Annotated in this window: 14 protein-coding genes and 4 tRNA genes; 3 read left to right on the forward strand and 15 right to left on the reverse strand. The window is 61.5% G+C overall.

All coding sequences use genetic code 11. From position 1 onward, the window contains the following. Positions 1–12 precede the first annotated feature (12 nt). A complete protein-coding gene (locus GCM43_RS12995) occupies positions 13–852 on the reverse strand; it encodes a M15 family metallopeptidase (protein WP_152244892.1) in 840 nt (279 codons plus the stop codon). 132 nt (positions 853–984) lie between these two features. On the opposite strand from GCM43_RS12995, the gene GCM43_RS13000 reads away from it, so the two are divergent. Then, on the forward strand, positions 985–1533 hold the full coding sequence (locus GCM43_RS13000) for a hypothetical protein (protein WP_152244894.1): 549 nt from the start codon (positions 985–987) through the stop codon (positions 1531–1533). A 6-nt stretch (positions 1534–1539) separates the two neighbouring features. Here GCM43_RS13000 and GCM43_RS13005 read toward each other — a convergent pair whose 3' ends face one another. Then, positions 1540–2316 (reverse strand): alpha/beta fold hydrolase, encoded by a 777-nt coding sequence (locus GCM43_RS13005; RefSeq protein WP_152244896.1) that lies wholly within the window; start codon positions 2314–2316, stop codon positions 1540–1542. Between the two features lie 298 nt (positions 2317–2614). Between GCM43_RS13005 and GCM43_RS13010 the strand changes: the two genes are divergently transcribed. Continuing rightward, entirely contained in the window at positions 2615–2995 is a 381-nt protein-coding gene (locus GCM43_RS13010) for a hypothetical protein (RefSeq protein WP_226929472.1), read from the forward strand. A 9-nt stretch (positions 2996–3004) separates the two neighbouring features. On the opposite strand, the gene GCM43_RS13015 is transcribed toward GCM43_RS13010, so the two are convergent. From GCM43_RS13015 to GCM43_RS13070, 12 genes are all read right to left on the reverse strand, one after another. Then, on the reverse strand, positions 3005–3826 hold the full coding sequence (locus GCM43_RS13015) for an alpha/beta fold hydrolase (protein ID WP_152244898.1): 822 nt from the start codon (positions 3824–3826) through the stop codon (positions 3005–3007). 107 nt (positions 3827–3933) lie between these two features. After that, positions 3934–4689 (reverse strand): LytR/AlgR family response regulator transcription factor, encoded by a 756-nt coding sequence (locus tag GCM43_RS13020; protein WP_152244900.1) that lies wholly within the window; start codon positions 4687–4689, stop codon positions 3934–3936. Then, complete coding sequence (locus tag GCM43_RS13025) at positions 4686–5825, reverse strand: sensor histidine kinase (RefSeq protein WP_152244902.1); 1140 nt, start codon at positions 5823–5825, stop codon at positions 4686–4688. The genes GCM43_RS13020 and GCM43_RS13025 overlap by 4 nt, the downstream gene beginning before the upstream one ends. Before the next feature lie 114 nt (positions 5826–5939). Continuing rightward, positions 5940–6015 (reverse strand) — tRNA-Asn (locus GCM43_RS13030). Between the two features lie 45 nt (positions 6016–6060). Next, positions 6061–7362, reverse strand: a complete 1302-nt coding sequence (locus GCM43_RS13035; protein ID WP_152244904.1) for an NCS2 family permease — start codon at positions 7360–7362, stop codon at positions 6061–6063. Between the two features lie 27 nt (positions 7363–7389). Beyond that, positions 7390–7782 (reverse strand): GtrA family protein, encoded by a 393-nt coding sequence (locus GCM43_RS13040; RefSeq protein ID WP_152244906.1) that lies wholly within the window; start codon positions 7780–7782, stop codon positions 7390–7392. 180 nt (positions 7783–7962) lie between these two features. Then, positions 7963–8038 (reverse strand) — tRNA-Asn (locus tag GCM43_RS13045). 73 nt (positions 8039–8111) lie between these two features. After that, positions 8112–8187: transfer RNA gene (locus tag GCM43_RS13050), tRNA-Asn, on the reverse strand. A 94-nt stretch (positions 8188–8281) separates the two neighbouring features. Further along, positions 8282–8599 (reverse strand): Dabb family protein, encoded by a 318-nt coding sequence (locus GCM43_RS13055; RefSeq protein ID WP_152244908.1) that lies wholly within the window; start codon positions 8597–8599, stop codon positions 8282–8284. Between the two features lie 21 nt (positions 8600–8620). After that, positions 8621–9493 carry a pirin family protein gene (locus GCM43_RS13060; RefSeq protein WP_152244910.1) on the reverse strand — a complete coding sequence of 291 codons (873 nt, stop codon included), beginning with the start codon at positions 9491–9493 and terminating at the stop codon, positions 8621–8623. Between the two features lie 98 nt (positions 9494–9591). Further along, a tRNA-Asn gene (locus tag GCM43_RS13065) sits at positions 9592–9667 on the reverse strand. Between the two features lie 114 nt (positions 9668–9781). After that, positions 9782–10996, reverse strand: coding sequence for an amino acid aminotransferase (locus GCM43_RS13070; RefSeq protein WP_193315613.1), 1215 nt, complete (start codon positions 10994–10996; stop codon positions 9782–9784). A gap of 105 nt (positions 10997–11101) precedes the next feature. Here GCM43_RS13070 and uvrB point away from each other — a divergent pair, with 105 nt between their 5' ends. Further along, positions 11102–13189 (forward strand): excinuclease ABC subunit UvrB, encoded by a 2088-nt coding sequence (gene uvrB / locus GCM43_RS13075; RefSeq protein ID WP_152244912.1) that lies wholly within the window; start codon positions 11102–11104, stop codon positions 13187–13189. A gap of 75 nt (positions 13190–13264) precedes the next feature. Here the strand turns inward: uvrB and GCM43_RS13080 are convergent, their stop codons facing one another. Next, a complete protein-coding gene (locus GCM43_RS13080; RefSeq protein ID WP_226929473.1) occupies positions 13265–14209 on the reverse strand; it encodes an alpha/beta hydrolase in 945 nt (314 codons plus the stop codon). Positions 14210–14271: the final 62 nt, after the last annotated feature.

Raw genomic sequence — 14271 nt, forward strand, 5'->3', positions numbered from 1 at the left:
GCCAGCGACGCCCTATTTTCCAAGCACGCCGGGCTGGCGCAGTTCGGCATGGCCAAAGTCCATCATGGTCCAGCGCCCGCCCCAGTGCAGCCCCACCGACTCGGCCGTGACGCCATACAACCGGTAGCCGCGCATGGCCCAGGCGTCTTTTTCGGAAATAATGACTTGCCCCTGGCGCATGAAGGCGCAGTCTGCCGCCAGGCCGTATTGATGGTAGCTCTGGAATGCCCTGGCGTTGGTCACCTGCGCTCCGCTGGCAGCGAGCAGATTCTGCCGCTCCGGGCTGCGGTAGCCTTCAAGCAGCACCATGTCGTAGCCGTGCATGTCTTTCATGATCTTGAACACCAGCAGCAATCGTTGCGCAAAGCCGGCGTCGAGCAGTTCCCAGTTACGGCTGGCGCCACCGAGCAGCGGGCGCAACTGCGTCACTTCAGCGGTGGTAAATAGTAGCGGCGGCAAGGCCGGTGGCGGCACCAGCTGTTCGCCGCGCAGCAGATGGCTGACCTGTTCGTTGCTGACATATTGGCGCTGCTCGTAGCCGCCCAGTTCCATGCGCTCGCCGGACAGCCAGGCCAGCAACGGCGGCACGGCAATGAGCAGCGCGCCGGCCAGCGCCAGCCAGCGGTGCTGGCGCAGCAACTGCCACAGCCAGGCCAGGCCATGACCGCTGTTGCGCTGCATGCTGCGCCAGTGCATGACGCCGTCGTGCCGGACGCGCCGCGTGCGGCGGTGCAGGCGCCAGCCCAAGTTGAGCATGGCCTGCAGCAGCACGGTGCGGCCGGCTGGAAACAGCAGCAGCCAGCAGGCAAACGAGGCAAGCAGGAAGTACATCAGTATCAGCGCAATCAACATGGCGACCTCCTGCGTGGATAGGGCGACTGACGGCATGGCCGGCAGGCTTCGTCAAATCGTAGGGGCGCAAAGCAGCCGCCAACGCGGCATGGATCAATACTTCATCAATTCGACTGGCTCGGGAGGTACAGCATGGCACGACACATATCGAACCACACGCCAGGCAGGCCGGATTTGCTGGCCAGCCATGGCGCACCAGCGAGCGGGCCGTCGATCCTGGCGCAGCTCGAACAGGGACAGGGCCGAACCATGCCAACTGCGCCGATGCGCGCACACCTGCGGCTGCGCAAGTTGCCGGTCGCCTTGCTGGCGGCGATAGCCGTGCTGGTGAGCGCGGCAGTCGCCTGGCAACACTGGCGCAGTTCCGAAACCGGCATGGCAGCCGTCAACGCCCCACCCGCCATTGCCCGCGCGCCGGCAACATCTGCGCCGCCAGCATCGCCCACTCCCGCGCCACCTGCGCAGCCGGTGCAGATGCCGGCCACCATCATCAGCGTGCCGGCAGCGCCACTGGCCGCCATGCCGGCAACGGCGCGACAACCATCCGCGCACAAGCCTGCCAGGCGATCACCGCCACGCAAGACCCCCGCCCCGACAGACCCCGATGTGATCTTGCTGCGCGCCATGGTGGCGCATGGCCACGCAATCAACCCGGCAGCGCGCGATCAACCGCGCCCTTGAACGGCCTCAGGCGCAGGTCTTCATGCGCCCCTGCAGAAAACCGTCCATCAACGCCAGCAATGCCTGCGGCTGTTCATGGTGCGGCGCATGGCCGCACTGCTCGATCATGGCCGGCATGGCGTTCAACGCCTGCGCCACGATGGCATCGACCTGCGCTGCGCTGGCATACTGGTCTTCGCTGCCCTGCACGATCAGGGCGGCGCATTCGATTGACGGCAACAGGTACTCGATATTCCAGAACTGGAAGCCATAGCTGAGCCAGGTTTGCGACCAGGCCTTGAAGATGGCCTCGGTTTTCTCGCCATGGTATTTGCTCAGAGCGCGCAGCTTGCCGGCGCCAAACGCGGCGTCGGCCGCGCGGATGCCGTCGAGCGTGACAGCTTCGACATACACATGGGCCGCTTCAGTAATGATGGCGCGCAGGCGTGGCGGCTGCTGGGCCGCATGGATCAGCGCAATGCTGCCGCCGTCGGAGTGGCCGATCAGAAAATACTCCTGGCCCGGCAGCAGGTGATCGAGCACCTGCGGCAGTTCGCGCAGCGCGTAGTCGTGCAGGTAATGGATTTGCCGCTGCGCGCGCAGCGGTGACGACTGCCCATAGCCGAGGCGGTCATACAACAGACCACGGCAACCGGTCAGCTGGCACAGCTGGGCCGGAAAATCCTTCCACATGGCGCAACTGCCCAGGCCTTCATGCAGGAACACCAGCCAAGGCCGGGCAGGGTCGCCCTCGATCAGCTCGTAATACAGATCATCATCGGCATTCAGGTTCAAAAATGGCATGGGCTGGAGCAGTTGGCTGCTGAGTCTGTCGGCCCGTGCATTGTGCCATTGTCTGCAGGCCCACGCCTCTGACTCTTAAAAATATCCCTTTGGAAAATTCGCCATCGCTCACCCGCAGCAAGTTTGTTCTGCCGCAAAGTTGGCGCGGTTTTCAGCCTGCCGTGACGCTTTCCTGGCGTGCCGCCCACCTAGAATAAAGGCTCGATCTGGCTTGCGCCGGCTTCCTTGCCAGCCGGCACGCGACGGCAGCGTCGCGCTCAACGGCAAGGTGTCCAAACTACTTGATCAGGAGTACACCATGGAAATGCAAACAGAAAGTCGCGGCAGTGACCAGGAACAGGAAATCGGCGACGAGCCGATGCAACAGGGCGAGAACACCGCCCAGGATGCCTCGGCACAGGAACTGGGCGTCAGCGCGGCCTCGTTTACCACCTATTACACCTGGCGCGCCAACGGCGTGATTCATCCGGTAAATTTCAGCAACGCCAACGTCAAGGCCAACTCACGCGTGTTCGTCAATATCAGCGAATACGCCGCCAATGCGCAGGACCGCTTTGTCGGCTCGGCCCGCATGGCCGTCTACAATATCGCGCCCTACAACGGCGGCTTTCGCGCCTGGGTGGAAATCTCGTGGGGCAGTCCGCTCAATGTGCGCTTCGATGTGTTTGTCGATCCCTGAAGCACGCCGTCATTGAGACATCACGGTGTTGCCGCGATTGACCGGCAGCACCTGCAGAATGGCGCTGGTAACGATCTCTGGCGAGGTCAGCGCCATCTGGTGGCTGGAATCGACGACGATGTTAGTGGCCTTCGGATACAGTGCGCGCGCCGCGTCACGCGTTGCCTGGTCCAGCCTGAAGGCGCCGAAATCAACCGCAATGGCGGTACTGGAAACCGGTTGATTGACCAGGCGCACAATGGGCTTGTTATCGATAGCGGGCAGCGCCAGCACCATCTCGCCGGTGGCATCGATCTGTTCGATTTCACGCCACACCGAACGTGAAAATGCCAGCTGGCCAGCCAAGCGCGTGGTCCACGGAAAATCCTGCATTTTTTTGATCATGCCCGGATACAGCGCATCGATCAGCACCAGCGCCGACACTTCCTGCGGATAGCGCCTGGCAAACAGCTGCATGTACAGCCCGCCCATCGAATGGCCGACCAGCACATACGGCGGCGCCAGGCCTTTCTGGCGCAGCGTGCTGCGCAGCTCTTCGACAATGGTGGCGCCATCGCGCACCGTATCGGCAACGCTGCTGCGGCCATAGCCGGGCCGGTTGTAGGCAAACACCGTGGCATGCGCGGCAACCAGTTCCGGCACCGTTCCCCATTTGTCGATGGTGCCGCGCGAGCCACCCTCGAACACCACCACCGGCGCGCCAGCAGCATGGCGAAGAGTCAGCGTTTCAAGCTGGCGGCCATCGATACGGTCGAGACGGGCAGAACCTGGCACGGCAGCGGCGCAGGCAGCCAGGGAAAAAACCAGCAGCAAGGAAAAAGATTTGAACATGGGCGTCTCACTGAAGAAAAACGCAGCATGGCTGTCGCGGCCTTGCAGCGCACGGCCATTGCGACGAATCGACAGCACGGCCGATGAATGGCAAGCCGGCGGCGCCGCTACATGGCCTTGAACAAATGCACATAGGCGCGGCTGACCGGCAGCTCGCCGGCATGGCCACGCACGCGCAGGAACAGCCGGCTGGCCTCGTCGCGGCGCGTGCCTTCCAACCAGGCCAGGTTGATCAGCGTGGAGCGGTGTACCTGCCAGAACTGCTCCGGGTCGAGCTGCGCTGCCAGCTCGACAATCGGTGTGCGGATCAGGAACTCGCCCTGCTCGCTGGCCACCACCGTGTATTTGTCGTCGGACTGGAAGAAACGCACGCTGGCCACATCGAGGTGATGCGTGCGCTCACCTTGCGAAGCGAGTATATAGCGCAGCCGTGGCAAGGCCGCTGGCGCCAGCAACTGGCGCAAGGCCTGCGCCATGGCCGCGTCGGGTGGCGGCGTGGACAGCGTTGCGCGCAGACGCGCCACGGTACGCGCCAGGCGCTCTTCGCTGACCGGTTTCAATACATAATCGAGCGCCGCATGCTCGAACGCCTGCAGTGCAAATTCATCGTAGGCGGTCACGAACACCACCCGCGTGGCCCCCTCGATGGACTGCGCCACTTCCAGGCCGTTCAGGCCCGGCATCTGTATATCGAGAAAGGCCAGGTCCGGCGACAGCTCGGCAATGCGCGCGGCGGCATCCACACCATTGCGCGACATATGCACGATCTGCAGTTGCGGCCACAGCAGCAGTAGCTGGTCGCGCAGGTAAAGTGCCAGATGCGGTTCATCATCGGCGATCAGCACGCGTGGTGCGGCCGTCATGGTTCAGCCGTGCCGGCGCGGCGGTAAGGCAGATCGAGCACTGCTTCGGCGCCCTCTGCCAGCGCATTGAGCTGCAAGCTGGCGTCAGATCCGAACTGGGTTTGCAGGCGCGAACGCAGATTGGCCAGCGCCATGCCGCTGCCGGGGCGCAATTGCGTGGCCGGCGCATCGAGCCCCACCCCGTTATCGTGCACGCGCACTGCCAGCCGCCCCTCATGCACCTCGGCCCGTACCAGCACGCTGCCGCCATCAAGCGTGGGCGCCAGGCCATGGTGAATGGCGTTCTCGACCAGTGGCTGCAGCATCAGCGTGGGCATGCAGGCCTGGCGCGCATCGTCGCTGGCCTCTATGCGAAACTGCAGCCGGTCGTCCATGCGGATCTGCAGCAGAGTCAGGTAGTTGCGCGCCATATCGAGTTCGGCTTCCAGCGTGCTGTCGGTCTGGCGCAGTTGCGACAGGCTGGCGCGCAGATAACTGGAAAACGTTTCGATCATGCGCTTGGCGCGCGGCGGGTCATAATCCATCAGGCTTTGCACATTGGCCAGCGTATTGAACAGCAGGTGCGGCTCGATCTGCCCCTGCAGCAGGCGCAGGCGCGCTTCCGTCACTTCGCCCTGCAGTTGCTGCTGGCGCAAGCGCGCGCGCCACCAGGCCCAGTTGACGCCCAGCACGAACAGGATAAATACGGCAAATTTGGTCAGTGCGGCCGGCAGCGAAATGAACATGCCCCACACATTGAAGCCCACCAGCAGCGGCACGATGGTAAAGCCGATGGTCATGCCAACGATAATGGCGCCCAGCGCCAGCATGCTCAACGCCATGCCGGCGCGCATGTCGCGCACATTGGCCATGCGCTCGAGCAGGTGCGCCGGCAGGCACCGTTCGGCCAGGCGCAGCGCGCCAAACAGCGTATGGACGATGCACAGGCAGATGCCGATATTGGGCAGCAGCGAAGCCCACCACCAGCCGGGCCGGTCGATGCGGCCGAAAATACCGACAAAACTCATCAGGCCCAGCGCCAGCGCAATGGCCACCAACGACGCCGCCAGCAGTCGCGCAGACAGCGGCACATCGTGATGCGCACGCAGTTCCCACAGCGAACGCCAGCCTTGCTGCAGGAAGGAGTGTGTTGTCATGGCGCCAGTGTAGCGAGCGCCAGCATGACTGGCGAGAAATTTAACGGCCATTCCTGCTTTACAATGCAAAAAGCCCAACCGATAAAGGCTGGGCTTTTTGATTACTACGTGTTCTGGCTCCCCGACCTGGACTCGAACCAGGGACCTGCGGATTAACAGTCCGTCGCTCTACCAACTGAGCTATCAGGGAAAAGAGGCCGTATTATATACAGCCGTCTGATGCCTGTCCAGCAGCTTATTCAGCGCCCAGGTAAATGAACTTGAACAGGAAAATGGCGGCGATCACATAGGCCACCACCGTCACCTGCTTGCCCTTGCCGGTCAGCAGCTTGAGCACGGCGTAGGTGATAAAGCCGAACGCAACGCCGCTCGATACCGAATAGGTAAACGGCATCATCAGCGCGGTAATCGCGGCAGGAATGCTTTCGGTGCTGTCTTCCCAGTCAATATGGGTCAGTTCGCGCAGCATCAGGCAGGCGACATACAGCAGCGCTGGTGCGGTAGCATATGGCGGCACGGTATGGGCCAGCGGCGCAAAGAACAGGCTGCCGAGGAACAGGATCGCCACCGCCACGGCGGTCAGGCCGGTGCGCCCGCCGGCCTGCACGCCAGCGGCGCTTTCCACGAACGCGGTCGTGCTTGACGTACCGAGGCAGGCACCGGCGGCAATCGCCGTGCTGTCGGCCAGCAGCGCCTTGTTCATGCGCGCCATCTTGCCGTTTTTCAGCAGGCCAGCGCGGTTGGCCACGCCCATCAGCGTGCCGGTGGCGTCAAACAGCTCGACCAGGAAAAACACCAGCACCACATTGATAATGCCGAACGACAGCGCACCCATGATATCGAGCTTGAACAGGGTCGGTTCGATCGCCGGTGGCGCCGACACCACGCCATTGAACACATTGCCGCCCACAAAGAAGCTGGCCACGGTAATGACCAGGATACCGATCAGAATGGCGCCCGGCACTTTCAGGCGGTCCAGTGCCACGATGATGAAAAAGCCGATAATGGCCAGGATCGGCGCCGGCTGGTGCAAGTCGCCCAGCGCAATAATGGTGGCTGGGTTGGACACCACCACGCCGGCGCTCTTGAGCGAAATAATCGCCAGGAACAGACCGATACCAACCGTGATGGCCGTGCGCAGCGCCGGTGGAATGCTGTTGATGATCAGCTCGCGGATCTTGAACAGGCTGACCAGGATAAACAGGCAGCCGGAAATGAACACGGCGCCCAGCGCCACTTCCCAGCTCATGCCCATGCCCTTGACGACCGTATAGGAAAAATACGCATTCAGGCCCATGCCCGGCGCCAGCGCGATCGGGTAATTAGCATACAGGCCCATGATCAGCGTGCCGATGGCGGCGGCCAGGCAGGTGGCAACAAACACCGAATCCTTGGGCATGCCGGCGTCGCCGAGGATGCTGGGATTGACGAAGATAATATAGGCCATCGTCAAAAATGTGGTCAGCCCGGCCATCAGCTCGGTGCGCACATTGGTGCCGTTGTCCTTCAGTTTGAAATAGCGTTCCAGGAACTGCATGCTTTACCCCTTGTTTTTGGTGTTTTCTTATGACTTGGCCGGCTTGAAAGCCCACCAGCGGCTGCCGGCAAAATTCCAGACCAGGCCGATGCCGGTAGCCAGCAGCTGCGCCAGCCAGTAGTACCAGTGCAACTGATGCACGAGCAGCCACATCAGGCCGGTATTAATGCACCAGCCCACGCCCAGCAGGCTGAAATACTTGGTGGCCGCCTCGGCATGGCCCTTCTCGCTCTTGAAAGTGAAAAAGTAATTGAGGATGTAATTGACCACCGAGCCGAGTATATAGCCCAGCCCGGAAGCGGCCGCCGCGCTGGCGCCCAGCCACTCCACGCCCGCCCACAGCACGCTGTACTGCACGGCCGTGCCGGAAGCGCCGACAGCGGCAAAACGCAGGAACTGATGATGCAGGGCATGGGACATGGTGATTTCGTCAAGAGCGGGCTGAAGAGGGAATAAAAAATGGCTACGATTGCTCGTAACCATATTTTCAGTGCGTATTTTACTGCAAGTTGCGCTGCCGCCTCAAACCGGCATGCAAAAACCGGCACAGAAAGCAAAAAGCCCAACCGTCAAGGCTGGGCTTTTCGATACTGCATGTTCTGGCTCCCCGACCTGGACTCGAACCAGGGACCTGCGGATTAACAGTCCGTCGCTCTACCAACTGAGCTATCAGGGAAAGGTACAACTCTTGCGTCAACAGGCTGCGTTCGATCACGCTGCCTGGTGGTGCGATAACATCTCGCTTGTTCTGGCTCCCCGACCTGGACTCGAACCAGGGACCTGCGGATTAACAGTCCGTCGCTCTACCAACTGAGCTATCAGGGAAAAGAGGCCGCATTGTATAGGGCGCTTATGTACTTGTCCAGATTCTCACGGGAAAAATTTTATCTTCCGCGCGAGCGCGCAGGCGCAAAAGCGGTCAGCTCGGGTTTTCCTGCGGGAAGTAATCGAACACCTGCACCCTGGCCAGCCACGGCTTGAGCTGGTCGACAAAGTCCAGGTGGGCCGGGTGCGTCAGGTAGACGTCACGCGCGACGGCATCGTCAAAGGTGAGCACGAAGCAATGAGTAAAGCCATCGTCCAGCCCTTCCGGGCTGACGTTGCTGCCGCACTCGAAATGCAGCACGCCGGGAATGCATTGCTTGAGCTGCGCAAACTCGCGCGTCAGCAGGCTGATGGTCTCTGGCGTGGCTTCACTTTGAAAAGCGCACAATACGATATGTCGCAAACCCGTCATGCTCACACTCCTCGTCCGTTATCAGTCGACCAGGCCCTTCAGGGGGCCGGTGCCGTTGAATGCGCCAGCCTGGTAGTCGGCAAAAGCCTGGCGGATTTCTTCGGCGGTATTCATCACGAACGGACCGTGCGCCACCACCGGCTCGTTCAGCTCATCGGCGTGGCCAAACAATAGCACGCAGTCGCCCAGCGCTTCCAGGGCAAGCGTATCACCATCGTCATTGAGTTCGACCAGATGCCACTGCGCCACCGGCTTGCCGGCGATCAGCACATCACCCTTGACCACATACAGGAACACCGCACGGGCAGCCGGCGCCGGCAATACCGCTTTGGCGCCAGCGGCCAGGCGCACCACGGACATAAAGGCGCCGGTGAGCGAGCTGATCGGGCCACGCTGCCCCTCGAATGCACCGGCAACCAGTTCCAGCTCGCCCTGCCCGCCTGCCAGCGGCACGCGCACCAGATCGTTCTTCTGCACGCCCGAGTAGCGCGGCGCCGTCATTTTCAGGCGCGCCGGCAGGTTCAGCCACAGCTGCAGGATTTCCAGCGAGCCACCGTCGCGCTTGAACGATGGCGGCGACACTTCCGCGTGGATCAGCCCGGAACCGGCTGTCATCCATTGCACGCCACCGGCATCGATCACACTTTCATGGCCACCGGTATCGTGGTGCGCCAGCACGCCGTCGAGGATGAAGGTGACGGTTTCAAAACCGCGATGCGGATGCGGGCCGAATGGCAGGCCATTATTGCCAGGGCGATACACTTGCGGGCCGTGATGATTAAGGAACAAAAATGGACCGATACGATCGAGGCCTGGGCCGGGCACGGGCCGGCGTGTGGTGAGGTCGCCGATATCGTCGCGATAAGCGGCATGAAGTTGCTTGATGGTACGCATGGAGTTTGCCTGGCTACGGTAGAAAAACCGCAGTATGCATCAAATCGGAAAGATGCATAAAAAAAGCCCAACCGTAAGGCTGGGCTTTTTTCGTATTCTGGCTCCCCGACCTGGACTCGAACCAGGGACCTGCGGATTAACAGTCCGTCGCTCTACCAACTGAGCTATCAGGGAAAAGAGGCAATATTATATGCTGTATCGAATATTTCTGCAACACATCGCAGATACTGTCGAGGTCGCATACACCTGCCATCGGGCCACTTTCTCAAGCAACCCGAAGCAAAGATTTTAAAGGACTTTGGCGATGGCGTCAATCACCGTGTCGATATTGCGCGAATTCAATGCTGCCACGCAGATACGGCCGGTATCGACGGCGTAGATCGATTGCTCGCGCAGCGAAGCGACTTGCTCCTTGGTCAGACCCGAGTACGAGAACATGCCGATCTGCTGGCGCACGAATTCAAAGTCGTGGCCTGGCGCTTTTTGCTTGAGTTTTTCCACGAAGGCATTGCGCATTTCGCGGATGCGCACGCGCATGCCGGCCAGTTCCTCTTCCCACAGCTGGCGCAGTTCCGGCGTCGACAGCACAGTAGCCACCACCTTGCTGCCGTGTACCGGCGGGTTCGAGTAGTTGGTGCGCACCACGCGTTTCAGTTGCGACAGCAGGCGGCCGGCTTCTTCGGCGGAAGAGGCCACCACGCTCAGGGCACCGACGCGCTCGCCGTACAGCGAGAACGATTTCGAGAACGAGTTCGATACCAGCAGCGGGCCGCCGGCGTCGGCAAAGCGGCGCACCACGGCGCCGTCTTCGGCGATACCGTTGGCAAAGCCCTGGTAGGCCATGTCCAGGAACGGCACCAGGCCACGCGACGTGACCACCTTGATGATCTCGTCCCATTGCTGGGTCGACAGGTCGGCGCCGGTCGGGTTGTGGCAGCACGCATGCAGCACCACCACCGAGCCGGAAGGCATGGCGTTCAGTGCAGCGAGCATGCCGTCGAAGTTGACGCCATGGGTGGCTGGATCGTAATAGGTGTAGTTGTTGACGACAAAGCCGGCGCTTTCAAACAGCGCGCGGTGGTTTTCCCAGCTCGGGTCGCTGATGTAGACCTGGGCGCCTGGCGCAAAGCGCTGCAGGAAGTCGGCGCCGATTTTCAGCGCGCCGGTGCCGCCAATCGCTTGCACGGTGACGGCGCGGCGCTCTTGAACTACGGCACTGTCGGCCCCAAATACCAGTTCCTGCACGGCTTTATCATAAGCAGCCAGACCTTCGATCGGCAGATAGGTACGCGGCGCTTCCTGTGCGATCAGGATAGCTTCGGCCTTGCGTACGCAAGCTAACAGAGGCACTTTGCCGTTGTCATCATAATAGACACCGACACCGAGATTGATCTTCGCAGGATTCTGATCCGCGTTGAATGCTTCAGTGATGCCCAGGATCGGGTCGCGTGGTGCCATCTCGATGGCGCTAAACAGACTGGCAGAAACAGTTGGGTTCGTCATGATAAGATTGAAGTCGTTTGGAAGCAGGTTCACAGCGAAGGGCACCCCTGGAATACTGCGACAGGGCCGCCAGCAGAGCACTATTCTAGCAAAGGTCTGATTCACATGTCCGAATTATCTACCGCCGGTGAGGCGGAAAACACAATTATCTCCTTCCCGGACTCCCCTTTCAAGCTGCATCAACCCTTCTTGCCAGCCGGCGATCAGCCCACCGCAATTACCCAGCTGTGCGAAGGCGTATCCGACGGCCTGGCCTTCCAGACCCTGCTCGGCGTAACCGGCTCGGGCAAGACCTACACCATGGCCAATGTGATTGCGCGCATGGGCCGCCCGGCCATCATTTTTGCGCCCAACAAGACGCTGGCCGCGCAGCTGTACAGCGAGTTCCGTGAATTTTTTCCGCAAAATGCGGTCGAATACTTCGTCAGCTACTACGATTACTACCAGCCTGAAGCCTATGTGCCGCAGCGCGACCTGTTTATCGAGAAAGACTCCTCGATCAACGAACATATCGAGCAGATGCGCCTGTCGTGCACCAAGTCGCTGATGGAGCGGCGCGATGTGGTGATCGTCGCTACCGTGTCGGCGATTTACGGTATCGGTAACCCGAACGAATACCACCAGATGATCCTGACGCTGCGCGTCAAGGACAAGGTCAGCCAGCGCGACGTGATCGCGCGCCTGATCCAGATGCAGTACACGCGCAACGAAGTCGACTTTGGCCGCGGCACCTTCCGCGTGCGCGGCGACACCATCGACATCTTCCCGGCCGAACACGCCGAACTGGCGGTGCGCCTGGAAATGTTTGACGACGAGATCGAGTCGATCCAGCTGTTCGACCCGCTGACCGGGCGCGTGCGCCAGAAGATTCCGCGCTTTACGGTCTATCCGGGTTCGCACTACGTGACGCCACGCTCGACCGTGCTGCGCGCAGTGGAAACCATCAAGGAAGAGCTGCGCGACCGGCTGGAATTTTTCCGCAAGGAAAACAAGCTGATCGAAGAGCAGCGCCTGGAACAACGCACGCGTTTCGATCTGGAAATGATGGCCGAGATCGGCTTTACCAAGGGCATCGAGAACTACTCGCGCCACCTGTCCGGCGCCCTGCCCGGCCAGCCGCCGCCGACCCTGGTCGACTACCTGCCGCCCGACGCGCTGATGTTCCTCGACGAATCGCACGTGCTGACGGGCCAGTTGAGCGCCATGTACAACGGCGACCGTTCGCGCAAGACCAATCTGGTCGACTACGGCTTCCGGCTGCCATCGGCGTTGGATAACCGCCCCTTGAAATTCGAGGAATTCGAGCAGAAGATGCGCCAGACGATCTTCGTTTCGGCCACGCCGGCCGAGTATGAAAAGCAGCATTCGGACCAGGTGGTGGAACAGGTGGTGCGCCCGACCGGCCTGGTTGACCCGCAGATCATCGTGCGCCCGGCGCGCACGCAAGTCGACGACCTGATGTCGGAAATCGTCGATCGCATCAAGAAGGATGAGCGGGTGCTGGTGACCACGCTGACCAAGCGCATGTCCGAGCAGCTGACCGAATACCTGGGCGACCATGGCATCAAGGTGCGCTACCTGCACAGCGATATCGAAACGGTGGAACGGGTGGAAATCCTGCGCGACCTGCGCCTGGGCACGTTTGACGTACTGGTCGGCATCAACCTGCTGCGCGAGGGCCTGGACTTGCCCGAGGTATCACTGGTGGCCATCCTCGACGCCGACAAGGAAGGCTTTTTGCGTTCGGAACGCAGCCTGATCCAGACCATCGGCCGCGCCGCGCGTAACCTCAATGGCACAGCCATCCTGTACGGCGACAATATCACCGACTCGATGCGCCGCGCCATCGATGAAACCGAGCGCCGCCGCGCCAAGCAGATCGCCTTCAACACGGCCAACAATATCGTGCCGATCGGCGTGAAGAAAACCATCCGCGAGATGATCGACGGCGTCTACAGCCCGCAGGAGGCACGCGAAACGCTGCAGGTGGCGCAGGAAGCGGCCAAGTTCGAGTCGATGAGCGAGAAACAGGTCAGCAAGGAAATCAAGCGCCTGGAAAAACTCATGGTCGACCACGCCAAGAACCTGGAATTCGAAAAGGCCGCGCAGGTGCGCGACCAGTTGCATATCCTCAAGCAGCAGCTGTTCGGCGCGCCGGGCAGCGACAATGTGGTATCGATACTGGGCAAGTAGGCCTCACGGCAACCGCTTGCAACCTAAAAAAGCCGCGCGGCAGCCAGCCGACGCGGCTTTTTTCATGCCCCCTGTTCAAGGCCCCTGAACAAACGCCGTTACGGCATCGACCAGTCCAGGCGCCAGCGGCAGATCAGGATTCGCATACGAGGGCATCTGCTGCGCCAGCTCGCCACTGACCAGCTTGAGCACATGGTTCATGCCTGGCACGATTACCAGTTTTGCCTTTGGCGCGGCGGCGGCCAGCGCCCGGGCGTCGTCCACCGATACCTGCAGATCGGTGCTGCCCTGCACGATCAGGAGCGGCATCGACAAGGCCGCCACCGCTGCGCGCGGCGGGTACTTGAGCGACGAGATCAGATACGGCTGCACCGATGGCCGGTACAGCGCCAGCAGGGCCGCAGGCACGTCCGCCACCAATTCGCCTCTGGCAAGGGACTGCAGGATATGTTCATTCTGCTGATACAGTTCAGGCGGCAGGCGTGGCTTCAATTGCACGCGCAAGATCTCATCGAGCGAACTGCCCGCTCCGGCAATCGAGATGCAGGCGTCTGCCGGCGCTCTCTGGCAAGCCACCGCCGCGATCAGCGCGCCTTCGCTATGGCCGGCCATCAGCACGCGTGAAAAGCGCGGATCGGCGCGCAACTGGCGCAGCCAGGCCGTGGCGTCGTCGATATAGTGGTCCAGGCGCAGATCAGCCTCGCGCAGTCCCGCCGGCGCACTGGCGCCGATGCCGCGCTTGTCATAGCGCAATGTCGCGATGCCATTGCGCGCCAGCGCATCGGCCAGCATGCGCAGCGCATCATTACGGCCGGGCAGCATGGCGCTGTTGCCATTGCGGTCGGTGGGACCGGAACCGGCATGCAGCAGTACCACCGGCACCTTGCCATCACCTGCTGGCAGCGACAAGGTGCCATGCAGCACACCGCCCTCTACTGCCAGCGTGACCTCCTGTTCGCCAGCGGCACCTGCCGGCAAGCTCAGCATCAGGACCAGCATGCCCATTACCCATTGCATCATCACAATTACCCCTCAGTCAATTTCCAGTTGATCCGCTCCCCCCGCTTATGCTGTCGCCACGA

Origin of the sequence: Janthinobacterium aquaticum, from assembly GCF_009208565.1 — a bacterium.
Taxonomy (GTDB): domain Bacteria; phylum Pseudomonadota; class Gammaproteobacteria; order Burkholderiales; family Burkholderiaceae_D; genus Janthinobacterium.